Genomic DNA, 26,311 nt, shown 5'->3' on the forward strand with positions numbered 1-26,311 from the left:
GTGAAGGTGCAACTCTCTGAGAATGCCCGCAGTGCACTGGAGCACGACTGCCCGATCTTCGTGCTCGGGGGGCCAGGTTCAGGAAAAACTACGTTGTCGCTCCTAAAAGCTCAGTCAATGCTCCATGCCATGCAGCCTGGTCAGGAGATCCTCTTCCTCAGCTTCTCTCGTGCCGCAGTCCGCCAGGTGGAGATCCGCTGCCGTGATATCTTGCGCACAGAAGAGCGGCGTCTGATTGCCGTGCGCACTTATCACGCCTTCGCGATGGACATCCTGCGAGCACACGGACGACTACTTACGGGCCGCACTCCTCGCATCGTCTATCCAGGAGCCGAGAACCTCACAAAAGCTTCCTTCCAGGGCGACTGGAGCGCCGAAGCTGAGCGGCTCGCTCGCGATGACGGCCGCTACGTTTTTAGTCAGTTCGCCGCTGCCGCCGCCCAACTCGTCGCCGATACGGAGTCGATCGCCAGCCTCATAGCAAGCAGATACCCAGTGATCATCCTGGATGAGTTCCAAGACACAGATGATGCACAATGGGCGCTCGTAAAGGCACTCTCGGTCAGATCAAAGACCGTCTTTATGGCTGACCCAGATCAGCGGATTTTCGACTACGACGCCCGCGTAGACCCAGAGCGCCTGAATCACTTACGCGAGCACCTCAGCCCGACAGAGTTCGACCTAAGCGGCGAAAATCACTGCAGCCCGGACGCGGGAATTCTACAGTACGCTAACGCCGTCCTCACTAATCGCGCCTTGCCAGAAACAAGGGATGTCATCACGCACTCCTACTGGGCAAACGCTTTCGATAGCACCGTACATGCTGCTGTCATCTGGATGTTCGCCTCGCTGCGCAAGGCTGGCGTCGTACACCCCTCAGTCGTGGTGCTCGCGCGCACAAACTCACTGGTCGGCAAACTGTCGGGAGTTCTAAGTCAAGAGCACACCTTCAATGGAAGAACGCTTCGCCCAGTCGAGCACGATGTCCTATGGGATGCCGATCTCACAGCGGCCGCCGCACTGGTGGTGGCATCCATCCTTGAATGGGAAAGCCATGCCAAGGATGCCGCGCTCAGCCAAACCTTCGACCGCATAGCCGACTACTTTGAGGTGAAAAATGCCGTCAGCTCCAGCCAGGCGGCACGACAGGCCGGCGAGCGATATAGGACGGCTGCCGAGCGAGCACGCAAAGGTGATGCACAGCGGCTCACCAGCGCCAAGACACTTACCGCTACGTACGAAGGTGGGCTGGTGCTACAGGGTGATCCGGCTAAGGATTGGCTTCAAGCGCGCGACCTGCTTGCTGCTGGGAATGACCTGGCGGATTTACTAGCGAACGCCAAATTCGTGAGGCTCTTCCGTGCCACCGATGAGATCGGGAGTCGTCTTGCCTCGGCCTGGGACCAACACGGCAGCTACGGCCGCGCGATCGATCTTGTGCGGCGAGCGCTCGAAGCGGGCAAACTCCAGTCGGACCAACGCGATGCCCGAGGTTGCGTGCTCATGACCATTCACAAAGCAAAAGGCAAAGAATTCGACGGGGTATTACTGATAGAGGGCCAATATCAGGGCACCTTCTTCCGGGACAACGACTCGGAGGCGGAGCGCTTTGCAGCCCGACGCCTCCTGAGGGTTGGCATCACGCGGGCACGGCATCAGGTGGTTATTATCCGGCCAAACGGCGCACTTCCACTTGCCGGACATTCTTAGCGACACATTCACTCGCCTGCAGCCCTACTCAGCAGGAAAAGTCTGGCAGTGTCATAACTGCATCCGACCCGTTTGGCGATGTCGCGGATGACCATCCCCTGCTTGCGGAGACGAAGAATCTCCTTCTCCTTGGCTGGCGTCAGACCCCGAGGCCTGGCGCGCACGCCATGCTCAGTTAGTAAGCGCAGGAAGGTTGACTTGGCGATGCCGTTTTCGTGAGCCAATGTCGTACTCATCTCGCCGGCTTTGTATCGAGCAACGAGCTGGGCGAGTTCATCCGAACTGAAGCGATCGGCGATCCGGTAGCGCTGCGTCTTCGGCATGGCTTGCGGCGGGCGTGGCCTGGCACGGCTAGCATCCATGTGCTCCAGTGCAGCGGCGATCGTAGTGAGCTGGTCCATTTTGTGGCAACCACGCTTGGAGTAACTTGCAAGGACCTCGACCAGCAAAAGAGCCCGCTTCCGTTATCCGGGAGCGGGCTTTACTTTGCAGATTTTCACGGGCGACTGAGTACGCGCCCGCCAGTTTCTACGCGGGTCCCCAAACGGTGGTCCACCAGGCACCGAGCGTCGGGGCAGAGGGCAAAACGGCCGCATCCGGCCAGTTCCCCACCCGAGCAGGCGACGCATCCGGCCAGTTCCCCACCCGAGCAGGCGACGCATCCGGCCAGTTCCCCACCCGAGCAGGCGACGCATCCGGCCAGTTCCCCACCCGAGCAGGCGACGCATCCGGCCAGTTCCCCACCCGAGCAGGCGACGCATCCGGCCAGTTCCCCACCCGAGCAGGCGACGCATCCGGCCAGTTCCCCACCCGAGCAGGCGACGCATCCGGCCAGTTCCCCACCCGAGCAGGCGACGCATCCGGCCAGTTCCCCACCCGAGCAGGCGACGCATCCGGCCAGTTCCCCACCCGAGCAGGCGACGCATCCGGCCAGTTCCCCACCCGAGCAGGCGACGCATCCGGCCAGTTCCCCACCCGAGCAGGCGACGCATCCGGCCAATTCCCCACCCGAGCAGGCGACGCATCCGGCCAATTCCCCACCCGAGCAGGCGACGCATCCGGCCAATTCCCCACCCGAGCAGGCGTGGCTGCCCCAGACACCGTCGCTGGCTCTGCCGCGTTCGCCGTTGCCGGCACGGCAAGCGCGCCCACAGCCACGACGCCAGCGATGGTAAGAGATGTTGCAAACCTGTTCATGAAATCAGCCTTCGGGTTGGATGGTGAAAGTGCGGGTTTTCAATTGTTGACAACAATTGTAAAATCGAGTGTAAACCAGGTGTCACAATAGTTACAGACCTTGCGCCGGGCCGCGAGGCAAACAAGGAGGAAACAGTGGGCAATAGTTTCGGGGACCGCCTACGAGCCGAAAGACTGGCCAGAAGTCTGACCCAGGCTGAGCTCGGAGGCGACCTATACTCCGCAAGTTACGTTTCATTACTTGAAAACGCCCGGCGCGAACCCACGCCCGAGGTCATAATTCAGCTGGCAAAACAGCTCCAGCTTGCCCCGCATGCGGTCCAGGAGTGGACCACTCCGGTCTCGGCGGAGGAGACGGGCTACCTGCTGGCGGTCCTCTACGCGCGCCAGTCCTGGGATATGCGAGACTACGCCCTGGCATCACTCCACGCGGAAAAAGCAGCGCTGATGGCGCAGCAGAACAAAGACATTGTGTCCTGGTGGAACATGGCGCATCTGCATGCCAGTTCACTGCTGAAAAATGCAGAGTACGCCAAGTGCAAAGAGGTCATCGGCACGGTTCTAAGGCATCCGCTGTCCCAGGAGACGGCCGGGCTGGAGGTCCGTGCGCGCCAGCTGATGGCCTCGGCCTGCCTGGGGCTGGGGCAGCTGCCCGAGGCCGTGGAGCATGCCACCGTGGCCGTTACCCGCGGCGCTTCCCTGCCGCAGGAGTCAAATGCCTACATCGCCGCCGTGCGGACTCTGATCGCGGCTCTTTCTGAAAGCGGCCGGCTCGACGACGCGTGGGTGCACTGCCAGACACTGTCCGCTTTGGAGGACGAATCCATGCTCCCCCAGCTGGCCGGCGAAATGTACTGGGTGATCGGCAATGTCGCCTTCATGCGCAACGACGTTGAGCAAGGTCTCGCCAATCACGCCAAGGCGGGACGGTTGCTTTCGCCGGCAAGTGATCTGGCCCTGTGGGCCCGTTTCAACAAGGCCACGGCGTCGGTGCGCCTGTCCGCGGGTGTGGTGGAACCGGAGACCCTGGAAGCCATTGAACGCGCCGAACTGGCACAGTCTGTGGTGGGGGCAAACCTTTCGGACGAGCTTGAAGTTGCGCTGATCCGTGCGCGCTGGCTGTACCTGACGGGGGCGTTGGAGCCCGCCGTCGAGCTTCTCTCGGACATCTACCGCCAGCGGGACGACTTAGCCAGGCATACCGCCGGCGAGGTCGCACTGCTGCTGGGCAAGACCCGCAAGGCGATGGGCCAGTTCCCGGAGGCGATGGAACTCCTGACGGAGGCCAAGGACCAGTTTGCCAGTGCCGGAGCAGCGGACCGGGTGGCTCTCGCGTTGGATAATATACTGGAAATCCGAGCGGCAGGCCGGATGGGCTAGCTGCGGAGCCAACGACAGGAGACGGTGATGGCGAGCAGGCAGAATGGGAAAAACACATCGGGCCGGAAACGGCTGGCAAAACTGGCGCTGACGGCGGCCCAGCTCGGGCTGCAGGCCGCTGCGCTGGCGGATCTGAAGAAACGGACGTCCGCCCAGGTCAACGGCCCGAAGGCGATCTGGGTGGCGTGCTCGTTCATTAATTTCGCCAGCCCGATCCTCTACTTCGTCTGCGGCCGCCGGAAATAGCCGCCGGAAGCCAGCCGGCAGCCCTCCGTCTCAGACGAACGTGCGGCCGGTCAGCTTTTCGTACGCCTCCACATAACGCCCGCGGGTGCGCTCGACGACGGCGTCCGGCAAGGCGGGCGGCGGCGCGTCAGAGGACTTGTCCCAGCCGGATTCCGCCCCCGTAAGCCAGTCACGCACATACTGCTTGTCAAAGCTCGGCTGCGTCCGGCCCGGTGCCCACTGGTCCGCGTCCCAGAACCGGGATGAATCGGGTGTCAGCACCTCGTCCCCCAACGTGATGGTGCCGGTGGCAGAGTCGATCCCGAATTCCACTTTGGTGTCGGCCAGGATGATGCCCCGGGCCCGGGCGATTTGCTCCGCCCGCGCGTAAATCTTCAGTGTAAGGGCCTGCAGCGACGCCGCATGGTTGGCGCCAACGGTATCGACGACGGCGGCGAAGGTGACGTTTTCGTCGTGCTCGCCGACCTCAGCCTTGGCCGAGGGTGTGAAAATGGGCCGCTCCAGCCGGGAGCCGTCTGTCAGCCCGGCGGGCAGCGGCAGGCCGCAGACCGTCTGCGTCTGCCGGTATTCCAGCAGCCCGGAGCCGGTGAGGTAGCCGCGGGCGATGCATTCCACAGGGAACATCCGAAGCTTTTTGCAGATCATCGCACGGCCGGCAACCTCCGCCGGCACGCCGTCGGCAACGGTGCTGCCGAGCACATGATTTGGCACGTCCAGCTGCTCGAACCACCACAGGCTCAGCTGCGTGAGGATGCGCCCCTTGTCCGGAATCCCGGTGGCCAGAACGTGGTCGTAGGCGCTGATCCTGTCGCTGGCCACCACGAGCACCACATCGTCACCGGCCGTCACGGGATTCTCGTCCGCCGGAGCGTACAAATCCCGGACCTTTCCGGAGTATATGTGCTGCCAGCCAGCCAATTGCGGCGCGCTCACAGCCGGTCCGCCTGTCCCTGACCGGTGACAGGTATTGGACCGGTGCAGCTGGCCGCCGGTACGGTGATTTCCCCGCGAGCCGCCTTCGCCGCGATATCGCGGCGGTACTGTGAGCCGTCCAGCTTGATCAGCGAGACGCCGTCGTAGGCCCGTTCGCGGGCCTCCTCCAGATCGATTCCCAAGGCAACCACGGCGAGCACCCGGCCGCCCGCGCTGACGGTCTTGCCGTCGTCGTCCAGCGCCGTTCCGGCGTGCAGCACATGCACCTGCTCCAGGGCGTTGGCCTTGTTCAGGCCGCGGATCCTGTCGCCCATGCGCGGCGCGTCCGGGTAATTTTCGGACGCCAGGACGACGGCGACGGCACTGTCTGGCGACCAACGCAGGTCCTCGGCCTCGTCCAGTTGGCCGCGCGCGGCCGCCATCAGCAGGCCGCCCAGCGGCGTCTTCAGCCGGGCGAGCACAGCCTGCGTTTCCGGGTCCCCGAAACGCGCGTTGAACTCGATCACCCGCATCCCACGGCTGGTCAGCGCCAGCCCACAGTAGAGCACGCCCACGAAGGGAGTCCCGCGGCGGGCCATTTCATCGACGGTGGGCTGGGCCACGCGGGAGATGACCTCCTCGACCAGACCCGTTGGCGCCCAGTCCAGCGGCGAATAGGCCCCCATGCCGCCGGTGTTCGGGCCCTCGTCGCCATCGAAAATACGCTTGAAATCCTGTGCCGGGGCCAGCGGAACCACGCTTCGGCCGTCGGCGAGCACGAAGAGCGACACTTCGGGGCCGTCCAGGAACTCTTCGATGACCACCTCGCCGCCGGCGTCGAAGCAGCTCTGCGCGTGGGCCAGCGCTTCGGCACGGTCCGAGGTGACCACAACGCCCTTGCCCGCCGCGAGTCCGTCGTCCTTGACTACGAACGGGGCGCCAAAGGCATCGAGCGCGTCTGCGGCCTGCTCGGCATTGCTGGCGACCCGGGCCATCGCGGTTGGAACGCCTGCTTCGGCCATGACCTGCTTGGCAAACGCCTTGGACGCCTCCAGCCGGGCGGCCTCCTTGCCGGGGCCGAAAACGGGGATGCCGGCCGCGCGGACGGCATCGGCAACTCCCGCGGCCAGCGGTGCCTCGGGGCCGACGACGACCAGATCCACCGTCAGGCGGGTGGCCAAAGCCGTCACCGCTGCCGGGTCATTAGCGTCCACGCTGTGTGTCGGCACCAGCTTGCCGATGCCGGCATTGCCGGGGGCAGCGTGAACCTCGGAAACGTTGGGGTCGCTGAGCAGGGAACGGACTATGGCATGTTCGCGGCCACCGGGGCCAATCACGAGAACCTTCACGCTTCAAGGGTACTTTGCCCCGACGGGCGGGGGCTCAACGTGCGCAGCGGGCGGTGTGGCAGCCCGTGACGGGACACAGGACCAGGAAACCCGCCGCTCCTGCATAGACTAAGCGGATGCTGCAAACATTCTCCGCCGACGCCGCCGTCGAACTAGCCGTGCTCGAACGCAGCGGGTTTGTCGAATCCCGTCACATCGGCTCCGCCGTTGTCCTGGCTGGAGATGGTTCCGTTGTCACATCGCTGGGCGACATCTCCGCCCCGATGTACCCGCGCTCCTCGCTAAAGCCGCTGCAGGCCCTCGCTTCGATGCAGGCGGGCGTCCCGCTGCGGGGCGTCCAGGCTGCCATGGCCTGCGGCAGCCACGTGGGCTCGCAGGAGCACAGGGACGTGGTGGAGGGGATGCTCCGGGCCGGCGGGATTACGGAGCAGGATCTCCGCTGCCCGGAGGATTGGCCGGAGGACGCCCGGGCCTGGATCGAGACGATTCGTGCCGGAGGCGGCAAGAGCAAGATCGCGATGAACTGTTCCGGCAAACACGCCGCCTTCCTCTGGGCGTGCACCGAGAACGGCTGGGACCTGCGCTCCTATTTGGAGCCGAACCATCCCCTGCAGCAGCTGGTCCGCTCGGTGATCGAGGAATACACACAGGAATCGGTGGTGCATACCGGCGTGGACGGCTGCGGAGCTCCCGTCACTGCGGTGTCACTGACCGGCCTGGCGAGGGCCTACTCCAAGCTGGCGAAGGCCCCGGCCGATAAGAATGCAAATGCCCGTGCCGCCACCATCACCACATCGATGCTGGACTACCCGTGGGCGGTGCACGGCAGCGGCAAATCGGACACGGTGGTGATGGAGGAACTGGGAATTCTCACCAAACGCGGTGCCGAGGGCGTCCTGGCGATATCCACCCCCACAGGCGCCGCGGTGGCACTGAAAATGCTGGATGGAAACGGCCGCGCGGCAACATTGGTGGGGCTGACATTGCTGGCCGCTGCGGGGGCGGTGGATGCACCCGATGTGGCGCGCGTGCTGGAGCGCGTGGTCTCTCCCATTACGGGCGGCGGACGTCCGGTGGGCAGCCTGCGCCTGAGCTCGACCGTCAGCGCACTCTTGGATTAGCCGACTCATGGCCTAGCCCGGCTGTTGGCTTAGCCGGGCTGTTGGATTAGCCGGGCTGTTGGATTAGCCGAATTCAGGGGTTGGCCCGGCTTTTGAATCAACACAGCCGAAGCGGTGAAACACGGCCGACAAGTGGGGCGACATGGCCCTTCGACAGCTTATTCCTGGGGCAGACTCCCCACTCGAGGGCGGAATGGAGGGCCACGATGGTCGCGAGGCGGCGGGTGGAGATTGTGGTTGGCCTGGCCGCCGTGGCGGCTTGGCAGGCCGGCCCGGTGGACCGCGGGACCTTGGCAACGGCAGTCCGCTACACGCTCGAAGAGGTGGCAGCCAGGGCGCCGGGGAATTCGGTGGAGGTCCGGGTGCCCCCGTTTGGAGTGGCCCAATGCGTAGCCGGACCCCGGCATACCCGCGGAACACCGCCCAATGTCGTTGAGTGCGACGCCGACACCTGGCTGGGGATGGCCGCGGGCCGGCTGAGCTGGGCAGATGCCGTTGCCGCCGGGAGCGTGGCCGCGTCAGGACTGCGGGCCGATCTGGCGGGTCTGCTCCCGCTCTGACCGTCGCCCGCGTCATCCATCCGCCCGCTCTGCCCGCCGCCCGCGGTGCAGGTGCCTCCAGCGCAGGTAGGCTTAAGACTATGACTTCCCTGCCTTCCAGCGAGCCGAACCGCAGCCAGCCGCACGCATCCGAGCCGGTCCAGGAGGCACCCGAGCGGCGGCGGGCCACCGTGCGCCGGGCGCCGAAGTTTGTCCCGTTCCTGGTGCTCGGCGCCCTGGTGGGCGTACTGGCCGCGGCGATAGTAGCCGTGGCCGGTCCCGGCAGCGCTAACTTCGACCGCAGCACGGTTTTCGGGTTCTTCGCCGTCCTGCTGGCCCTGCCGGGGGTGGCTTTGGGCGGCGTTCTGGCCCTGCTGCTGGACCGGGCCAGCATCCGCCGCAGCGAGCGGATTGTGCTCGAACGGGCGCCCGGTGACGACGCCGCTCCGGCCGCAGACCAGGTTCCGTGACCCCCTCCCGGCAATACGTGAGATAATTCTCTGGTGGCACGCGGAGACGGAAAACTTTCCCATGATCTTTTACCCGGTGAAAAAGGCCCCCAGGATGCCTGTGGCGTCTTTGGTGTTTGGGCACCCGGTGAAGAGGTCGCAAAACTAACCTATTACGGGCTGTATGCGCTACAGCACCGCGGACAAGAATCGGCCGGCATTGCCACCAGCGACGGCAACCGGATCAGCGTCTACAAGGATATGGGCCTGGTGTCCCAGGTCTTCGATGAGACGACGCTTAATACGCTCACCGGGCACATCGCCGTCGGGCATTGCCGGTATTCCACCACCGGTTCGTCCAACTGGGCCAACGCACAGCCCACCCTGGGTGCCACCGCAACTGGTACCGTGGCGCTGGCCCATAACGGCAACCTAACCAACACCGCCGAGCTCTATGACATGGTGCTCGAACGCCATGGCAAGCCGACGTCCGGCGAAATGGCGCAGGGCAATACGTCCGACACGGCGCTGGTCACCACCCTGCTCAAGGGCGACGACGACCGTTCCCTTGAGGACACCGCAATGGACCTGCTGCCGAAAATCCACGGCGCGTTCTGTTTCGTCTTCATGGATGAAGGCACCCTCTACGCCGCCCGCGATCCGCACGGCGTCCGGCCGCTGGTGCTCGGCCGGCTGCAGCGCGGCTGGGTGGTTGCCTCCGAGGGCGCCGCCTTGGCGACCGTGGGTGCAAGCTACATCCGGGACATCGAGCCCGGCGAATTTATTGCCATTGACGAGGACGGCGTCCGGAGCCAGCGGTTCGCGCCGTCCACCCCGGCCGGCTGCGTCTTCGAATACGTCTATCTGGCCCGGCCGGATGCCACGATTGCCGGCCGCTCGGTCTACGAATCCCGCGTGGAAATGGGCCGGCAGCTGGCCCGGGAAAACAGCTTCGATGCGGATATTGTGATTCCTGTGCCGGAGTCCGGAACGCCTGCCGCCGTCGGTTATGCGGAGGAATCCGGCATCCCGTTTGCGCACGGCTTCGTCAAGAACGCCTATGTGGGGCGGACATTCATCCAACCCAGCGAGACGCTGCGCCAGCTCGGTATCCGGCTGAAACTCAATGCGCTGGAATCCGTCATCCGCGGCAAACGCATTGTGGTGGTGGATGATTCGATCGTCCGCGGAAACACCCAGCGCGCCGTGGTCCGGATGCTCCGTGAGGCCGGCGCAGCCGAGGTGCATGTCAAGATTTCTTCGCCGCCCGTGCGCTGGCCCTGTTTTTACGGCATTGACTTTGCCTCCCGCGCGGAGCTGATCGCCAACGGGGCCGCCATTGACGAGATCAGCAAGTCGATCGGCGCCGATTCACTGGCCTACATCTCCGAGGACGGCATGATCAATGCCACCCTGCAGCCGCGCGAGCGCCTCTGCACGGCCTGCTTCACGGGCGTCTACCCGATCAAACTGCCGACGGCGGACCGGCTCGGAAAGAATCTGCTGGAACGTACCGATCCGGCCGATGACACCACCTCCACCGGCTGCGACCCGGGGCCGGACGCCGAGCTTGAACCCCTGCTGACACCCAGCGACAGGCACACCGCCGGCGCGCACGATGACCAAAAGAAAGAGACAGTATGACTTCCGCTGGGCAGAACTCCGCACCGTCCGGCGCTGCCGGGATTACCTACGCCAGTGCAGGTGTCGACGTCGAGGCGGGCGACCGGGCCGTCGAACTGATGAAGGGCGCCGTCAAGGCGACGCATGGCCCCGAGGTGCTGGGCGGTGTGGGCGGCTTTGCCGGCCTGTACGACGTTTCCCGGCTGTTGACCTACACGAAGCCGCTGCTCGCCACCTCCACCGACGGTGTCGGCACCAAGGTCGCTATCGCCCAGGCCATGGACATCCACGACACGATTGGCTTCGATCTGGTCGGCATGGTGGTCGATGACATCGTAGTGGTAGGCGCCGAGCCGCTGTTCATGACGGACTACATCGCCTGCGGCAAGGTGGTCCCCGAACGCATCGCGGACATCGTCCGCGGCATCGCCGCGGCCTGCGAGGTGGCCGGCACCGCGCTGGTGGGTGGCGAAACGGCCGAACACCCGGGGCTGTTGGGCGAAAGCGAGTACGACGTTGCCGGCGCGGCGACCGGTGTGGTGGAAGCGGCTAATCTGTTGGGACCGGACCGCGTCCGCGCGGGCGACGTGGTGATCGGCATGGCCTCCTCAGGCCTGCACTCCAACGGCTATTCACTGGTGCGCCGGGTGATTAATCATGCCGGCTGGGCACTGGACCGCCAGGTCTCGGAGCTCGGCCGCACGCTCGGCGAGGAGCTGTTGGAGCCGACGCGGGTTTATGCCGCGGACTGCCTGGACCTGGCCCGCTTTTTGCCCGTCGGATCCCCCGCCGGTGTGCATGGTTTCAGTCACATCACCGGCGGAGGATTGGCCGCGAACCTGGCCCGGGTGCTGCCGCAGGGCCTCGTCGCAACGGTGGACCGCTCCACCTGGAGCCTGCCGGCCATCTTCAAGCTCGTCGCGGAACTGGGCAACGTCCCGCTGGCCGATCTCGAGCGAACCCTGAATCTCGGCGTTGGCATGATCGCGATCGTCTCCGCCGAAGCCGCGGACGCCGCCGTCGCCCGTCTCACCGAACGCGGACTGCCCGCCTGGATGATGGGCACCGTCTCCGCGCAGTCCGTGGACATGAACAGGACCGGCCCGGACTACGTCCAGGGAGCCAAGGGAGTCGACGGCGGCGCTGTCAGGCTGGTCAGCACCTACGCCTGACCACCAGAGCGGCCTGCGCCTGACACCCGAGCACCGTCCGCTTCTTCGTCGCTCCATCCACCCCGTCATCCGCGGCTCCGGCCACCCCGTTATCCACCACCTATGCGCCCATCCCCCCGGCCATGAGAGCGAAGACGGCGCCCTGCGGATCGCTGAACACGCCCATTCTGCCGATCGTCGAAACATCGAACGGTGGAGCTATGACGTGACCGCCCAGCTCGGCAATCTTCGCGGCGGTCACGTCCACATCCGCCACGTTGAAATACACGGTCCAGTTGTTCGGCATTTCCGGCATCGGCTTAGCCAGCGCGCCGCCCACGCTCCGGCCACTGACCATCAGCTGGGTATAATCGCTCATGTCCCCGGCAGGTCCGGTCTCGGCTTCCAGCCCGGCAACGGACCGGTAGAACGGCAGCACAGCCGCCACGTCGTCGACCTGGAGTTCATTCCAGATGACCGCGCCGGGCTCATTAACTACACTGGAACCGATCATCCCCTTGGCTTCCCACAGCCCCACCGGTGTTCCGGACGAATCGGTGGCGATGACCATGCGTCCGTTCCCCGGGACCTCGTCCGGTGGGAACATCAGTGATCCGCCTGCCTCCGTGACCCGCGCTGCGGCTTCGTCTACGTTGTCCACAGCCAAGTACGTGGTCCAGTTGGACGGGATCCCGGAAGCTGCCATCTCCGGCATTTGCTGCGACAGGCCGGCTACATTGCCGCTGTTTTTGGTCGCGAGGTAATACGTCATCTCCGGGCTCATCACATTGGCCGCATACTCCCAACCGAAGATTCCGGCGTAGAAAGCCCTGGCTCCGTCCACGTCGGTGCTGGAGAGGTCCACCCAGCAGGGGGTTCCTTGCGCATAGCTGTCTACGGTGGGCATTGCAAATCCTTTCCGAGCGGATGTGAAAGTGCCGAAGAGGCACCCTCTGGTGTCCCGCACAGCAGCAGGCCGGCGGCGGTCCCAAAGCCATCCAAGCACTCCGACGTCCGGCTGGGAAGAGGTCCCGGACAGAAACCTTCCGGGCACAACAAATACCCCGCCTGGTCGGCCCGGTAACCGGAACCATCACATCTGGCAGGGTGTTGTTGCATCTCAGGCAGGTCTGCGGACCTAGCCGATACGGCGGGTGTCCACCTCGTCGTCGTCCTCCGAAAACTTGTCCGCATACTTGTCCTCGTACGCCGAATAGTCCGGCTCTACGGGACTCTCCGTGTAGCGGCTGGAGACACGCCTCTCGGTGGCCCCCAGTTCGCGCTGGAGCGCCGTGTAATCAGTGTTCGGGGAGTAATACTTGATGTCCCGAGCCTGCTTGGTTGCCTTAGCCTTTTGACGGCCGCGCCCCATGGCGTGACCCCCTTTTGCACTCGGACCGGAGGTGGTCGCTCGGCTAAGAGCGAGGCCCCGGAATGTTTGGTCAATTTGTCGTAACTCTAGATTACATGCTTTCCCCCGTCTCCGTGCGCGCATGCGCCCTCGCATCTTCGGTAGAGTCGTTTTCAAGGGAACCGAGGCAGCGCCGGAAACAGGCGGTCGGCCGCAGGCACGACGTGATCGCCGGCGGTTTTTCCTTGGCGACGGATGGCTGCGGATGGCAGCAGTGGACCGGCAGGAAAGGTGTTTTCTTCGATGAGCAAGCAGGACGACGATCAGACGGGGGCCGACCGGAGCGTGGGAGCGCGGAGCGGGAAGGCGCGCGGCGATGAGGGGCACGACGACGGCGGTACGGCGGTTCCGCCGACCCCTCCTTCCGTGCCGGAGCCGGCAGTGTCCGAAGACGCCAATATTCAGCTCGAAGAGCCGCACCTTGCTGCTGCCGAAATCAGTAGCGAGGTAGCGCAATCCACCTCGTTGAATGAGGTGGAGGCCGAGGCCGCGCGGGTCGCCGAGGAAGCGCAGGCGACCGGAACCATGGTGGCCGGCAACGAGTTTAAGGCGCCGCCGGCACCCGCTTTGCCCAGGGGTGATGCAGACAGCGGCGATGCCGACAGAAATACCCCCACGGCCCCGCGTGCCGCAGCCACTTCGGCGGACAATGAACGCGGCGCCGGACCGGCAGCCACAGTGCCGACCGACCCCACGGCAGCACCGGCCGCAGGCAATCCGTGGAGCAAATCCGCGACCGTCCCGGCCCACCCGGCTGGGGCCCACCCGGTCCCGGCCCACCCGGCTGCGGCCGCCACCCGGTCAGGCAACCCGGCGGGTGGCAGCAACCCCAAGTTGTACATTATGATCGGCCTCGCGGTCATCGGCGTGCTGCTGATCATCGGAGCAATCTGGCTGATCGTCTCTCTCCTCAGCGGATCCCGGGATCAGGCCCCCGTATCGAGCGCGGCACAGACGTCTGCAGCGACGAACCCGGCAGCTTCCAGCGCGGTCAACACCCCGAACCCGTCGGCCTCCCCTTCCCTCACCTCGACCCCGTCGCCGAACAACAACGGCGTGATTGCAACCAATGTTCCGCCGCTGAAGTGGGCGAAAGGCGATTGCCTGAAGAGTTTTCAGAGCGCCAGCCAAAATGCCGACGTGGTGGATTGCACCGCTGCCCATTCCGCACAGCTGGTGGGGACCTACACCTACCCGGCGGGTGCCGATTACCCCGGACTGGATGCCCTCAAAGCGAAGGCAACCGACACCTGCAATGCCGTCAAACTCTCCAGCGCCGCCAATAACTACACCTACAAACCGAAGTCCGGATATCCGTCGGAAAGCACTTGGTCGAAGGGCGACCGCCGAGTGGACTGCATCATCGTGGACGATTCGGGCGAGAACATTAAGGAGTCCCTGCTGGGCTAGCCGGACCGCGGATGGGTCATTTGCGGCTGACGGACAGTCCCGTGGGGCCATGCCCATTCGCCAGCGCATCCACGCTGAGCTCCTCTATGTCTGCAGCGGTGTCGACGACGACGGTATCCCCATCCGTGACCGTGCCGGCCAGAATCTCGCGGGCCAGCCGGTCGCCGATTTCACGCTGCACGAGCCGGCGCAGCGGCCTTCCCCCGTAGGCCGGATCGTAGCCGGTCATCGCCAGCCATGCCCGGGCTCCATCCGTCACCTCCAGGCTCAGACGGCGCTCATGCAGGCGCGCAGCCAAGGACTGAACCTGCAGATCCACAATTTTGGACAGCTCGTCCACGCTCAGCGCATCAAACATCACGATGTCGTCCAGGCGGTTCAGGAACTCCGGCTTGAAGGAGTCATTGACCACGTCCATCACCAGTTTTTGCTTGGCCTCGGGAGCCAGGGTCTGATCCACCAGGTACTGGCTGCCCAAGTTTGAGGTCAGCACCAAAATTACGTTCCGGAAATCAACGGTTCGTCCCTGACCATCCGTGAGCCGGCCGTCGTCGAACACCTGCAGCAGGATGTCGAAGACTTCCGGGTGCGCTTTTTCCACCTCGTCGAGCAGCACAACGGAATACGGGCGACGGCGGACGGCTTCGGTCAGCTGGCCACCCTCCTCGTAGCCCACATATCCCGGAGGGGCACCCACCAGCCGGGCCACGGAATGCTTCTGGGAGTACTCGCTCATGTCGATCCGGACCATGGCCCGCTCGTCGTCGAACAGGAAGTCCGCGAGCGCCTTGGCGAGCTCCGTTTTGCCCACACCGGTGGGGCCCAGGAAGAGGAAGGAACCGGTGGGCCGGTCGGGGTCCGAAATTCCTGCCCGCGCACGGCGCACCGCATCCGAGACGGCGGCAACGGCCTTGGACTGGCCGATCAACCGCGCTCCCAGCACCTGCTCCATCTGCAGCAGCTTCTGCGATTCGCCCTGCAGCATCCGGCCGGCCGGGATCCCGGTCCAGGCGGAGATGACCTCGGCTATGTCGTCGGCGGTGACCTCCTCGGCGACCATCAGCTGGGATTTGTCCGAAAATTCCTCTTCCGCGGCTGCAGTGTCCAGTTCGCGCTGGAGTGCCGGGATTTCGCCGTACAGGACCCGCGACGCCTGCTCCAGATCGCCGTCGCGCTGTGCCTTGTCCGCCACGGACCGCATCTCGTCCAGCTTCGCCTTGAGCTCGCCAACGCGGTTCAGGCCGGCCTTTTCCGCCTCCCACCGGGCGTTCAGGGCGTTCAGCTCCTCTTTCCTGTCCGCCATGTCCGCCCGCAGTGCGTCCAGCCGGTCCCGCGACGCGGCATCCGTTTCCCCGGTCAGCGCCAGTTCCTCCATGGTCAGCCGGTCCACCGATCGGCGCAGCCGGTCAATCTCCTCCGGAGCGGAGTCGATCTCCATGCGCAGCCGGGACGCGGCCTCATCCACCAGGTCGATGGCCTTGTCCGGCAGCTGCCGGCCCGCGATGTACCGGTTGGACAGGGTGGCCGCGGCAACCAAGGCGGAGTCCGCGATCGCCACCTTGTGGTGCGCCTCGTAGCGTTCCTTGAGTCCGCGGAGAATACCAATGGTGTCGGGGACGCTGGGCTCACCGACGTAGACCTGCTGGAACCGCCGCTCCAGCGCCGCGTCCTTCTCGATGCGTTCGCGGTATTCATCCAGCGTGGTGGCGCCGATCAGTCGCAGCTCGCCACGGGCCAGCATCGGTTTGAGCATATTGCCCGCATCCATGGACCCCTCGGCCGCGCCCGCGCCGACCACCGTGTGGATCTCATCGATGAAGGTCACGATCTGCCCCTCGGAGTTCTTGATTTCCTCCAGCACGGCCTTCAACCGTTCCTCGAATTCACCGCGGTATTTAGCGCCAGCCACCATCGCGGCCAGGTCGAGGCTGACCAGCGTCTTCCCGCGCAGGCTCTCCGGCACGTCGCCCGCAACCATGCGCTGCGCCAGGCCCTCGACGACGGCGGTCTTACCCACGCCGGGTTCACCGATCAGCACCGGGTTGTTCTTAGTGCGCCGGCTGAGCACCTGAATCACCCGGCGGATCTCCGAGTCACGGCCGATCACGGGATCCAGTTTGCCGGACCGTGCGATTGCGGTCAGATCGACACCGTACTTTTCCAGGGCCTGAAACGTGTTTTCCGGATCCGGAGTGGACACCTTCCCGCTGCCGCGCACATTCGGGAGGGCCGCTTCCAAAGCCTTGGTGCCGGCACCGGCGTCCCGCAGCACCTTCCCGGCCTCGCCCGCATCAGCGGCGATGCCGAGCAGCAGGTGTTCGGTGGAGACATAGCTGTCACCCAGGCGGTCCGCCTCCTTTTGGGCCGACTGCAGCACCATCAGCGCATTCCTGCTGAGCTGGGCCTGTGCCACGCTGGTCCCGGAGGAGGCGGGCAGGGACTTGATTGCCTGGCTGGCACCAAGACTGACCTGATCCGGGTCGACGCCGGCACCCTTCAGCAGGGCGACCGCCACGCCTTCGCGCTGATCCATCAGGGCTTTGAGCAGGTGCGCGGGTTCGACCTGCGGGTTGCCCGCGGTTGAGGCGTTCATCGCGGCGGCGGACAGAGCCTCCTGGCTCTTGGTCGTGAATTTGGCGTCCACAGAGAGCTCCTTTCAAAGCGGCAATTCGACTGCGTCCAGGCGGACGCGCCATCTATTAACTTGAGTGTACTACGCTCAACTTCAGAAAAGAGTCCGCTGCTACCCATGATTGCCCACGGCGAAATCCCTGTCTACGCCGGGCGCGGTCTGTCATCGGCCGGGCAGCAAATGCCCGATCCGGAAGTGAGCGCGAGGAGGTGAGCGGAACAGAGGGTGAGCGGAACAGGGGGTGAACGGGATAGGGATGGGAAACAGAGGGACAGTGCTCTGCGGCTCAGTCGATGGAGGGAACGCTTCAGGCAACCGCTACCGTTGAGGGCATGGACGGATTTGAACTCATCATCTTCGACTGCGACGGCGTGCTGGTGGACAGCGAACGGCTGACGGTGGCGATCGAGGCGCGCCTGCTCACGGAACTGGGCGCCCCGCACTCGGAACAGGACGTCGTGGACACCTTCATGGGCCGCACGTCCGCCGACGGCCCGGCAGTGCTGGAACGGATCCTTGGGCCGGAGAAGGCCGCCGAATTTGATCGGCGCTCCAGCGCTGAAATCCGGCGGGCCTTCGCCAACGAGCTCGCCCCCGTCCCCGGCATCGAGTCGCTGCTTAAGGCCTTGGCATCGCGGGGCCAGCGCAGCTGCGTTGCTTCCAGCGGATCGCACAGCAAAATGCGCTTGACCCTCGGACTCACCGGGCTGGCGAAGCACTTTGGCGGCCGCATTTTCAGCGCCGCGGAGGTTCAACACGGCAAACCCGCCCCTGATCTGTTCCTGCACGCCGCCCGGGTTCTGGGGGTAAACCCGGCCCGCTGCGCCGTCGTGGAGGACAGCGTTCCCGGTGTCCGGGCTGCCGACGCCGCCGGAATGACGGTGTTCGGCTTCACCGGAGGGCTGGCTCCGGCCGGTGCCCTGACCGCTGCCGGGGCCATTCCCTTCGACCGGATGGAGGAGCTGCTGGACGTTTTCGCTCCCGGTCCGCCAGGCGCGGCTGGGCGGGCGGATGTTGCTTGTGCTCCGGACCCGGCCGGCCCGGCCAGATGACCCTCTATCTGGACCCGCCGGTCTGGCCGGCGCATGGCACCGTGTTTTCACATCTTGTCTCGGACCTGTCGCTGACGGAGCTGCACGATTTCGCCGCCGACGCCGGCATCCCCGGACGGGCGTTCGACAGGGACCACTACGATGTGCCGGCGCGCCGGTATGCGGATCTGGTCCGCCTGGGCGCTGTCGAGGTCTCCGGCAAGACCCTTGCCCGGCTGCTGATTTCCAGTGGGCTGCGGGTCCGCGCGCGGGACCGCAATGAGTCCCTCGAGCGGGCCCTGCTGCAGCGCTGGACCGCGCTCCTGCCCGGCCGGGAGGAGATCGGCCGGGACCTGCTCGGCCGGTGGGGCGAGCCGCACCGGCACTACCACGGACGCACGCACCTGCTGGCAGTGCTGGAGGCCCTCGCGCTGCTGCATCCGGAGCCGGCAGGGCCGGTCCTGTTCGCCGCCTGGTTCCACGACGCGGTGTACCGGGGCGTGCCCGGTGCGGATGAGGAGCAGTCGGCGCAGCTGGCGGAATCCGCGCTCACGCACGCGGGGCTGCCCGCGGTTCAGATCCGCGAGACGGCACGGCTGGTCCGGCTCACTGCCAATCACATTCCGGGACCCGCGGACGACGGCGGCGCGCTGCTGTGCGATGCCGATCTGTCCGTTCTCGGCGGCTCACCCGAGCAGTACGGGCAATATCTGCGGGCCGTCCGGGCAGACTACGCCCACGTCAGCGACGCCGACTTCGCCACCGGGCGCGCCGTCGTCGTCCGGGAACTGCTCAAACTGGACCCACTGTTCCATACCCCGGCGGCGCAAAGCCTGTGGCTGCGGGCCGCGCAGCGGAATCTGGAAGGCGAGCTCGCCGGCGGCCTGGGCAGCCCCGGAAACTGACGCCGTCCTCCGCCCAGCCGAAGTGGCTCCCGGCCGCCTCCGGCTCAGGACAGCGGATTGGCCGCGCGGCTTTCCGTACTGAGCAGCACGACGACGGACGCCCCGGTCACGCCCATCCCTTGCCGGAGCGCGGGGCTGGCGGCGGCGACCTTGAATCCGGCCAATGATGCCGCCCCGCACGGCCCGCTGTCCAGCCCGAGCCGCTCCAACGAAAGGACCGCCTGCAGATCCTGGTCCTCGGTGATCGTGACAGCCGCGTCGATTCCACCCTGCAGGACAGGCCACGCGATGCTGGAAACGGTGCCGCAATTCAGACCGGCCATCCGGGTCGGGCCGGTACGCACCGCCACCGGTCGCCCGGACTGCAGGGATTCCAGCAGGCAGGCCGAGTTCACCGGTTCCACGCTCAGCAGCGACGGGCCGGACGCGGCCGTCCCGCGATGACCGCTACTGTCACCACCGCGGTCACCCCCGCGATAGTGGGCCACGGTCGCCTGGATCAGTGAGCCGACGCCGCAAGGAGTCACCACCACGTCCGGGCCGCCGGCGCGGGCATCGAGCAGCTGCGCGTCGATTTCGCGGAAGATCGTCGAATATCCCTCCACTATCCAGCCGGGGATCTGCTCGTACCCTGTCCACGCGGTGTCCTGCAGCAGCAGCGCCGCGGGGCCCGCTGCCGCGGCCTCCTCGGCCGTGCGGACGACGTCGTCATAGGGTGCATCGATCTCATTCAGCACGGCGCCTTCCCCGAGAATGCCGTCCTTGGCGCGCTGGCCGATCGACGCGGGGACGAACACGTGGGCCGGCAGCCCGAGCAGACCGGCGGTATGGGCCACCGCCCGGCCGTGGTTTCCGTCGGTGGCACAGACCAGCCGGATGCTGCCGTCGAAATGTGCCGCCAATTCGTGAAAGGTCCAGGACCGCTCCGGCTCCGGCGTCCTTTCCGCCAGGGCCCGGTACACAGCCCAGGAGGCACCCACCATTTTGAACGCCGGCAGGCCAAACCGCTGGGCTTCCTCCTTGACGAAAACACGCCCCACGCCGAGCTCGGCCGCCAGCTCCGGGCAGTCCCGCAGCGGCGTCGGCGCATAGCCGGGCAGCCGCCGGTGGAATTCGAGCACGCCCGCCGGCGCACTGACACTGCGGTATTCACGCGCTGGCGGGTTCAGGTACCAGTTGTCGGTCTTCACGGGGGCAGTCATGTCACCATTGTGTCGCCCGAACCGTCAAACGGCCAGCACGTCCCCGAGCGGGGCAGAAACTGGGTATGAGGAGGATCGGTACGGAAATTCACGTTTGGGGGTCACATAGCTGATGAATTGGGCGCATGGCGGTCGATTTTCTAAGTGATGAGCAGGCTGCCGGGTTCGGCCGCGACCTGCACCAGCTGGTCAACATCGTCCGCGACCTGACCGAACGTGGCGTCGGGTTTTAGGTCCTCACCGGTCAGGGAGCAGCCATCGACACCACCACCGGTTCCGGGAAACTGGTTTTCGGGATATTTGCCGCCCTGGCCCAGTTCGAACGCGAGCTCATCTCAGAACGCACCATCGCCGGCCTCGCCTCCGCCCGTTCCCGAGGCCGCAAAGGCGGCCGCCCGTTCAAGATGACCCCGGCGAAGGTTCGGCTGGGCCATGGCTTCCATGGCCCAGCCCGAAACCAAAGTTGGCGAGCTCTGCAAGGAGCTGGGCATTACCCGGCAGACCTTGTACCGTCATGTCTCCCCAACTGGGGAACTGCGCCCCGACGGGGAGAGGCTCCTGAACCCGAAACAACGGTCGCTTCAGAAAATCGAAAAAATTACCGCTGGCAGCTAAGAGGACGCGGAACACTTTGCCGCGGTGGTCTGCCGCGGTCGGAGTGGGAGACCACGAATGTCAGAGGTCCGTCGTCGAAGACGTTCCAGCAGATCGGGCTTCGACGCCGCTGGTCATCAAGGACCAGCTCTCGAACCTCCGTGGGAATTCTTTCTCGCTGCCAGTCTCGTTCCCGGACGCGTGCTGACTCTGCCTCACTGGCGAAAGCGGAAGCAACGGCTGCCCTGATCGCATATGCCGCAGCTCTCAGGTCGTGGGCTGCGACGTGGGCCACCGCCACTGCTTGCCCGGCCGCAGGAGCGGCGAACTTCGCCGGGTCGGGCAGTCCACGTGCGGCGGCATTCGCCACGAAAGCGGCCGGTGCGCATCACGCATGCGCACGTCGCCGCGGACCCAAGCACGATCAATGTCGATAGCGTCACGCGGGCGGGTGTCGCGCGGCTGCCCCTGCTCGAAAAGGTGCAGGACATGTTCGGCGCACAGGGCGGCCCACTCCCCAAGCAGCCGGTGCTGCTCGTCTGTCAATGTTCCGCCGCGGCGCACAGTGATCAGTCGGGGGTCACGCTCGGCTGGCAGGATCGGCATGAGTACACTCTTTCTCGTCATCCCGCGCGATTGCCACGTCCAGTCCCTCACGACGTACCGCCGGCAGAGGCCCGATAGACCATCCCTTACTGCGACGGCTTTAGGATGCTCGCCCAGGCATATGGCCGGCATTACCGTTCAGGTCTGAGGTTGACGCCGGCCAGTACGACCACCTGCTGCGCCGGGACGCCCACGATCCCCTAGACTTCCAGATCGAGGGAATCCTCACGGATTGACTCACTTCGGACCGCTGCCCGGCGGACCGCTGAGCACCGTGGGGACGTACTCAAGCAGCTGGAGCCGACCGTCGAAGGTCCTGCTGTCCACAGCCGGTTCCCGTCCGGGTCGAACCACACCATGCCTCGCTCCCAGTCCCTAACCGGCACCATGCTGGACAGGTGCGTCATCGACCCCATGCCGGCATGGTACCCCCGGAGCGATCAGACGTTCAAGGGGCGTCCTCCAGGGCGGCGTCCGACCACAACGACGTAGCGGTGTGGCCCATGAGGAAGTTTCGGTACTACGTACAGGCGAACCACCGTGCTACCGATCCTCCTCAGACCCTCAGACGGCAGCAGGCGCCGATCCGCGCACAGCCGAGGGCTTTAACACAGGACAGGACCGGGCAGCGGTGCACCGTGCACCGTGCAGAGACCATCTACCTGCAGACGCGCAAGGGCGGCATGGCCGATAAGCTGGAACAGTGCTACGTCTTTCCGCCCGCGGTCCCATCGGTGCTTCCAGACCGGGCGCCTCCAAACCGGGCGCCTCCCGACCCAGCAGCTCCAGATCGGGCGCCTCCCGACCCAGCAGCTCCAGATCGGGCACTTCCCGGCCCGGTGCTTCCCGACCCGTCCCTGCGACCGCGGCCATTGCCGGGCGTCCAGCGGATATCTGATGGCTGCAGCGAAGTCCGCCGGATCCAGCAAGCTGCAGGCACCGCGGCTCTCCGCCGTGCGGCTCCACGACCTCCGGGATGCTCCACAGGCGTCGTTTCAGTCGGGGGTCAGCTACGATGGCGAGCGCTACGATCGACCCGCTCTGGATGGTCTGGATATCACGGCCGCCGATTTCATCGAATGCGAATTCAATGGCGCCACATTCCACGAGGCCCAGCTTCGCGGGACCAGATTCCGTGATTGCCTCCTCGCCGACAGCTTCGCCCCCGTGTTCACGGCTGCGCGCTCCAGCTGGCGGGACGTGGTCATCACCGCACTGCGCTGGGGGTCGGCCGAGCTCTACGACAGCACCTGGCAGTCGGTGCGGATTGATGGTGGCAAACTGGACTTCGTCAACCTTCGCGCCGCGAAAATCTCCGATCTGCTGATCAGTGACTGCATCATCAACGAGCTCGACCTCGGTGGCAGCGCGGTCAACAGGGTCGCGCTGAAGAACTGCCGGATCGGCACCCTCGATGTCGGTCAGGCCACCCTCAAGGACCTGGATCTGCGCAGTTCCGAATTCAAAGCCATCCACGGAATCGGCAATCTGGCGGGATCCGTCATCGACGACTACCAGCTGGGCCTGCTGGCTCCCCTGCTCGCGGACCATCTGGGCATTACCGTCGCCTGAGCGAACAACGGCCATCCAAGGCCGCCATATCCGCCAGATCAACCACCGCCGGCTCCCCCGCCGTGTCCTCCGTCGGCTGGCCCGCCTAAAATTGGACCATGGCATCCTCCTTTGAAAGTGTTCTGGCCACCCGTGGAACCGGCGGGTACCGGCAGTACCGCATCCCGGCGCTGGCGGTGAGTATGCGAGGCACGCTGCTGGCTGCTTACGACGGACGGCCCAATCTTGATGATCTGCCCAACCCGATCGACCTGCTCCTGCGCCGCAGCACCGATGCCGGCCGGACCTGGGGTCCGCAGCAGGTGGTCCGCACGGGAACCGGGCTGGAAGGATTTGGGGATCCGAGCCTGCTGGTGGACGCGGAAACCGGCCGTATTTTCATGTTCCACGCTGCGGGCACGCAGGCGGGCTTCTTCGAGGCGGTGGCCGGGCTGGAACCGTCCGACGCCGTCCAGCACTGTGACTACAGTTTTTCGGACGACGACGGCGACAGCTGGCAGCACCGCAGGATCACCGGCCAGCTCAAACGGGACCGGATCACCGGCATCTTTGCCGCGGCGGGACAAGGCATCCAGCTGCACGTCGGGCCTTACCGGGGCCGGCTGATCCAGCAGTTTGTGGTTCTTGTAGCCGGCGAAATTCTGGCCGCTTCCGCCTACAGCGACGACCACGGCGAAACCTGGACCTTGGGCGTCTTCGTCGGACCGGGGACCAATGAGAACAAGGTCGTGGGGCTCGCGGACGGGCGCGTTCTGCTGCATTCGCGCAGTACGCCGTACCGGCTGACGGCAATCTCAACCGACGGCGGGCACTCCTACTCGGCCCCGCGCCCGCATCCTCAACTCCCGGACCCCAGCGACAACGGATCGGTGGCCAGGTTCGACGGACTGCCAGCACTGACCGGGCTGGCTTCGGACGGATGGATGGCTGGCTTATTGCCACCCACAATCATGACACCGCCCTGCGCCGGAACACCGTGCTCAAGCTGTCCGAAGACAACGGCGCTTCCTGGCCGCACGCGTTGGTCCTCTGCCCTGGAAGCTCGGCCTACTCCACCGCTGCCCGACTCCCGGACGGCCGGATCGGCGTGCTGTATGAGCGCCAGGGCTACCGCGAGATCGTCTTCACCTCCGTAGACGCCAATGAACTGCTCGAGGCTGGGGAACTACCGGACGCCGGGGAGCTGCTCGGCGAGTCCTTCCGGTGTGCCGTCCCGGGCGAAGCGGAGGCGGACGGCGACGTGATTTTCGATATGGAGCTGCGGTCGATCTCCCCCGGTCTGCCGGAGATTTGGCAGACCGTGGGGCCGAGCGTCACCCTGGCCGGTCCGCAGGACGGCTTTTCCTCCTCCGTGTGGAAGGAAATGGGTCAGGGCTACTCCGAGGAAGCGGTTCAGGTGCTCTCCGACCGCAGATCACAAGAGCTGAACTATGGGCCGCCACGGCCTGGCTATCTCAGCGGAGACATCCTGGCCTTTTCCGGCCGGGCCGCCACCCTCGGCGGCCGGGCACGGGCCGTGCTGCTGGACGGGAACTTCGCCGGCGCTCCCATCCGCAGCGCGGCCGCCGTGGAACCTGGCAGGCCCGTGCTGTTTCCGTCCCTGACCTACACCGTGACGGCGGCCGATGTTGCGGCCGGCTGTGCGATGGTCTCCTTCACGCTGACAGCGGGCCCGGCGGGCTCCCCTGTCAGGCGTGCCCGGACCTTCCGTTTCGATACCGGCAGAGGAGACGTGCGCATCACAAATTGAGCCGTCCGCCGTCGCCGGGCCCGACGGGGCCCCTCCCGACGGCGTCCGGTCCCACGGCGTCCTGTCCGGCGCCGCCCTGCCCGACGGAGGCGGTGCCGACAGGGCCGAGCGTCCTGAGCTGACGGTCCGCCTTAAGCCGGGCCAGCTCCCTCTCTACATCGTGGTCGGCACTGACCCGATCGAGCTCGCGCGCCACGGGGTCTCGGAACGGTCTCGCCGGATCCTCCAGCGCACCGGTACTGAACATTTCCTCCAGCGCCGCCGACCGGGCCTGCATCCGTTGGGCGTGCTCCTCCGCTCGCCCCATGGCCAAGGAGACGTCGGTCATTTCCTTGTTCAGACCGCCCAGCGATTCGCCGATGCGGCTTTGCGCCTCGGCTGCCGTATACGTGGCCCTAATGGTCTCCGCGCGCAGACGGAAGCCTTCCACACGAGTCTGCAGCTGCCCCAACCCCGCGGACAGCTTCTTTTCCTGTGCATAGAGGGCATCCCGTGCCGTGGTGATATCCGAGAGCTGCCCGGCGATATCGGCCCGCCGGGAAAGTGCCAGCTGGGCGAGCTCTTCATGGTCCAGGTCGACGGCCTGCTGTGCCTGCCGGTGCAGCCGCACCATTGCCGCGTGCAGTTCGTTGGCCTGCAGTTCCAGACGATGCCGGCTGGTGGACACGTCCGCGATTCCCCGGCGGACCTCATGCAGGGCGGCCAGCTGATTCCGGTAGGAGTAGTCCATGCTCAGCTGCGGGTCCTCATACTTGTCCACGGCGGCATTGGCCTTGGACCGGAAAATCATGGTGATTCGCTGGGTCAGCTTCATGGCGCCCTCCTGCGGGGTTAGAGGTTTCGGAGCTTGGGGTTCGGCGACTGGGGATTCGGCGGATCCGGGGGCGGCGACTGCGGGTATCTAAGGCGAGTATAGGTGGCGGTCCAGTTGTCCAGCATTTTCGCCTCGATGTCCAGGCGCCGCATCAGCTCGGAAAGGTCGACGGCGGTCATGGGCTGGGAGGTTCGGGCCAGTGCCTGCCGCACGCCGGCGGCTGTCTGCAGAATCTGTTCGGTCTGGGCGCCCAGGGTCTGCGCGTACGCGCGCTGAACGTCTGGGTCCGGCTCTTTTTCGGCTACCGCGAGCTGGCGGTCCACCACGTGCGCGGCATGATTGAGCGTCTGCACAATGTAACCCAGGTTGCCCACGTGCTGCCGTGAGTCCGCCGCAACGCCGAGGCTGCGGTTGGTTGCGGCCAGGGAATCCTGCAGCCGTAGCCGGGAAGTAGCCAGCCCGCGCCGATGCGGGGTACCGGTCCGGGCGCGGTGGATCAGTGCGCCTCGTCGGGCTCTTGCACCGGGAGCCGCGCGCCTGACCAGTCCCCGGGCGCCCCGGTAGAGCAGAATTCCAGCGGTGATGGCCGCTGCGAGGAACATCAACAAGATGCCCAGCAGCACGATCAGAAGAACGCTTCCGGGATCCATTTTCCGCGCTACCTCCACACAGCCGAAGCCGCAGCAGCATCCGGAGCAGCGGCTTAT

24 protein-coding genes and 2 pseudogenes are annotated in these 26,311 nt (G+C 65.7%); 15 read left to right on the forward strand and 11 right to left on the reverse strand.

All coding sequences use genetic code 11. The features are described 5' to 3' along the window. The gene (locus ACLLJI_RS19055) at window positions 1-1,710 is read left to right on the forward strand and encodes a UvrD-helicase domain-containing protein (RefSeq protein WP_434615671.1); all 1,710 of its coding nucleotides are present in this window, start codon (window positions 1-3) and stop codon (window positions 1,708-1,710) included. Window positions 1,711-1,718: 8 nt separating this feature from the next. Here the strand turns inward: ACLLJI_RS19055 and ACLLJI_RS19060 are convergent, their stop codons facing one another. Then, a complete protein-coding gene (locus tag ACLLJI_RS19060; RefSeq protein ID WP_434615674.1) occupies window positions 1,719-2,111 on the reverse strand; it encodes a helix-turn-helix domain-containing protein in 393 nt (130 codons plus the stop codon). 931 nt (window positions 2,112-3,042) lie between these two features. On the opposite strand from ACLLJI_RS19060, the gene ACLLJI_RS19065 reads away from it, so the two are divergent. Beyond that, a complete protein-coding gene (locus ACLLJI_RS19065) occupies window positions 3,043-4,287 on the forward strand; it encodes a helix-turn-helix domain-containing protein (protein WP_283559036.1) in 1,245 nt (414 codons plus the stop codon). A gap of 27 nt (window positions 4,288-4,314) precedes the next feature. Beyond that, window positions 4,315-4,533 carry a hypothetical protein gene (locus ACLLJI_RS19070; protein ID WP_434615677.1) on the forward strand — a complete coding sequence of 73 codons (219 nt, stop codon included), beginning with the start codon at window positions 4,315-4,317 and terminating at the stop codon, window positions 4,531-4,533. Between the two features lie 30 nt (window positions 4,534-4,563). On the opposite strand, the gene ACLLJI_RS19075 is transcribed toward ACLLJI_RS19070, so the two are convergent. Both ACLLJI_RS19075 and purD read right to left on the reverse strand, forming a co-directional pair. Continuing rightward, window positions 4,564-5,466, reverse strand: a complete 903-nt coding sequence (locus ACLLJI_RS19075) for a phosphoribosylaminoimidazolesuccinocarboxamide synthase (protein WP_434615680.1) — start codon at window positions 5,464-5,466, stop codon at window positions 4,564-4,566. Then, on the reverse strand, window positions 5,463-6,794 hold the full coding sequence (gene purD, locus ACLLJI_RS19080) for a phosphoribosylamine--glycine ligase (protein WP_283559039.1): 1,332 nt from the start codon (window positions 6,792-6,794) through the stop codon (window positions 5,463-5,465). The genes ACLLJI_RS19075 and purD overlap by 4 nt, the downstream gene beginning before the upstream one ends. A gap of 116 nt (window positions 6,795-6,910) precedes the next feature. Here purD and ACLLJI_RS19085 point away from each other — a divergent pair, with 116 nt between their 5' ends. The 5 genes from ACLLJI_RS19085 (at window position 6,911) to purM (ending at window position 11,698) form a co-directional block, all read left to right on the forward strand. Beyond that, window positions 6,911-7,915: an asparaginase gene (locus ACLLJI_RS19085; protein ID WP_434615683.1), complete on the forward strand. Its 1,005-nt coding sequence runs from the start codon at window positions 6,911-6,913 to the stop codon at window positions 7,913-7,915. Between the two features lie 206 nt (window positions 7,916-8,121). Continuing rightward, window positions 8,122-8,475, forward strand: coding sequence for a sterol carrier family protein (locus ACLLJI_RS19090; RefSeq protein WP_434615686.1), 354 nt, complete (start codon window positions 8,122-8,124; stop codon window positions 8,473-8,475). An 80-nt stretch (window positions 8,476-8,555) separates the two neighbouring features. Next, the gene (locus ACLLJI_RS19095) at window positions 8,556-8,924 is read left to right on the forward strand and encodes a hypothetical protein (protein WP_434615689.1); all 369 of its coding nucleotides are present in this window, start codon (window positions 8,556-8,558) and stop codon (window positions 8,922-8,924) included. A gap of 33 nt (window positions 8,925-8,957) precedes the next feature. Continuing rightward, on the forward strand, window positions 8,958-10,547 hold the full coding sequence (gene purF / locus ACLLJI_RS19100) for an amidophosphoribosyltransferase (protein ID WP_434615692.1): 1,590 nt from the start codon (window positions 8,958-8,960) through the stop codon (window positions 10,545-10,547). After that, window positions 10,544-11,698 (forward strand): phosphoribosylformylglycinamidine cyclo-ligase, encoded by a 1,155-nt coding sequence (gene purM / locus ACLLJI_RS19105; RefSeq protein WP_434615695.1) that lies wholly within the window; start codon window positions 10,544-10,546, stop codon window positions 11,696-11,698. Before purF ends, purM begins: the two co-directional genes overlap by 4 nt. 100 nt (window positions 11,699-11,798) lie before the next feature. On the opposite strand, the gene ACLLJI_RS19110 is transcribed toward purM, so the two are convergent. Together ACLLJI_RS19110 and ACLLJI_RS19115 are read right to left on the reverse strand one after the other, a co-directional pair. Continuing rightward, window positions 11,799-12,584 (reverse strand): VOC family protein, encoded by a 786-nt coding sequence (locus ACLLJI_RS19110; protein WP_434615698.1) that lies wholly within the window; start codon window positions 12,582-12,584, stop codon window positions 11,799-11,801. Between the two features lie 231 nt (window positions 12,585-12,815). Then, window positions 12,816-13,049: a DUF3073 domain-containing protein gene (locus ACLLJI_RS19115; RefSeq protein WP_434615701.1), complete on the reverse strand. Its 234-nt coding sequence runs from the start codon at window positions 13,047-13,049 to the stop codon at window positions 12,816-12,818. A 282-nt stretch (window positions 13,050-13,331) separates the two neighbouring features. Between ACLLJI_RS19115 and ACLLJI_RS19120 the strand changes: the two genes are divergently transcribed. Next, a complete protein-coding gene (locus tag ACLLJI_RS19120) occupies window positions 13,332-14,498 on the forward strand; it encodes a septum formation family protein (protein WP_434615704.1) in 1,167 nt (388 codons plus the stop codon). Between the two features lie 16 nt (window positions 14,499-14,514). On the opposite strand, the gene clpB is transcribed toward ACLLJI_RS19120, so the two are convergent. Further along, the gene (clpB, locus tag ACLLJI_RS19125) at window positions 14,515-17,142 is read right to left on the reverse strand and encodes an ATP-dependent chaperone ClpB (protein ID WP_434615707.1); all 2,628 of its coding nucleotides are present in this window, start codon (window positions 17,140-17,142) and stop codon (window positions 14,515-14,517) included. A gap of 281 nt (window positions 17,143-17,423) precedes the next feature. Between clpB and ACLLJI_RS19130 the strand changes: the two genes are divergently transcribed. Then, complete coding sequence (locus ACLLJI_RS19130) at window positions 17,424-18,182, forward strand: HAD family hydrolase (protein ID WP_434615710.1); 759 nt, start codon at window positions 17,424-17,426, stop codon at window positions 18,180-18,182. Then, window positions 18,179-19,066, forward strand: a complete 888-nt coding sequence (locus ACLLJI_RS19135; protein WP_434615712.1) for a DUF4031 domain-containing protein — start codon at window positions 18,179-18,181, stop codon at window positions 19,064-19,066. Before ACLLJI_RS19130 ends, ACLLJI_RS19135 begins: the two co-directional genes overlap by 4 nt. A gap of 44 nt (window positions 19,067-19,110) precedes the next feature. On the opposite strand, the gene ACLLJI_RS19140 is transcribed toward ACLLJI_RS19135, so the two are convergent. Next, window positions 19,111-20,268 carry a pyridoxal-phosphate dependent enzyme gene (locus ACLLJI_RS19140; protein ID WP_434615715.1) on the reverse strand — a complete coding sequence of 386 codons (1,158 nt, stop codon included), beginning with the start codon at window positions 20,266-20,268 and terminating at the stop codon, window positions 19,111-19,113. 432 nt (window positions 20,269-20,700) lie between these two features. On the opposite strand from ACLLJI_RS19140, the gene ACLLJI_RS19145 reads away from it, so the two are divergent. Continuing rightward, complete coding sequence (locus ACLLJI_RS19145; protein WP_434615718.1) at window positions 20,701-20,883, forward strand: hypothetical protein; 183 nt, start codon at window positions 20,701-20,703, stop codon at window positions 20,881-20,883. Here the strand turns inward: ACLLJI_RS19145 and ACLLJI_RS19150 are convergent. Together ACLLJI_RS19150 and ACLLJI_RS19155 are read right to left on the reverse strand one after the other, a co-directional pair. After that, window positions 20,867-21,600: pseudogene (locus ACLLJI_RS19150) on the reverse strand (putative immunity protein). The gene ACLLJI_RS19145 and the pseudogene ACLLJI_RS19150 sit on opposite strands and share 17 nt — an antisense overlap. A 105-nt stretch (window positions 21,601-21,705) precedes the next feature. Beyond that, window positions 21,706-21,795: pseudogene (locus ACLLJI_RS19155) on the reverse strand (dihydrofolate reductase family protein); the annotation flags it as partial. A 570-nt stretch (window positions 21,796-22,365) separates the two neighbouring features. Here ACLLJI_RS19155 and ACLLJI_RS19160 point away from each other — a divergent pair. From ACLLJI_RS19160 to ACLLJI_RS19170, 3 genes are all read left to right on the forward strand, one after another. Continuing rightward, the gene (locus tag ACLLJI_RS19160) at window positions 22,366-23,040 is read left to right on the forward strand and encodes a pentapeptide repeat-containing protein (RefSeq protein ID WP_434615721.1); all 675 of its coding nucleotides are present in this window, start codon (window positions 22,366-22,368) and stop codon (window positions 23,038-23,040) included. A gap of 98 nt (window positions 23,041-23,138) precedes the next feature. After that, window positions 23,139-24,176 carry a sialidase family protein gene (locus ACLLJI_RS19165; protein WP_434615724.1) on the forward strand — a complete coding sequence of 346 codons (1,038 nt, stop codon included), beginning with the start codon at window positions 23,139-23,141 and terminating at the stop codon, window positions 24,174-24,176. Then, window positions 24,128-24,790 (forward strand): hypothetical protein, encoded by a 663-nt coding sequence (locus tag ACLLJI_RS19170; RefSeq protein WP_434615727.1) that lies wholly within the window; start codon window positions 24,128-24,130, stop codon window positions 24,788-24,790. Before ACLLJI_RS19165 ends, ACLLJI_RS19170 begins: the two co-directional genes overlap by 49 nt. Here the strand turns inward: ACLLJI_RS19170 and ACLLJI_RS19175 are convergent. Both ACLLJI_RS19175 and ACLLJI_RS19180 read right to left on the reverse strand, forming a co-directional pair. Further along, window positions 24,780-25,604 (reverse strand): PspA/IM30 family protein, encoded by an 825-nt coding sequence (locus tag ACLLJI_RS19175; RefSeq protein WP_434615730.1) that lies wholly within the window; start codon window positions 25,602-25,604, stop codon window positions 24,780-24,782. The genes ACLLJI_RS19170 and ACLLJI_RS19175 overlap by 11 nt on opposite strands. Window positions 25,605-25,621: 17 nt before the next feature. After that, window positions 25,622-26,254 carry a hypothetical protein gene (locus tag ACLLJI_RS19180; protein WP_434615733.1) on the reverse strand — a complete coding sequence of 211 codons (633 nt, stop codon included), beginning with the start codon at window positions 26,252-26,254 and terminating at the stop codon, window positions 25,622-25,624. Window positions 26,255-26,311 lie beyond the last annotated feature (57 nt).

The organism is Arthrobacter sp. A5, assembly GCF_051131705.1.
In the GTDB taxonomy this organism is placed as follows: domain Bacteria; phylum Actinomycetota; class Actinomycetes; order Actinomycetales; family Micrococcaceae; genus Arthrobacter_M.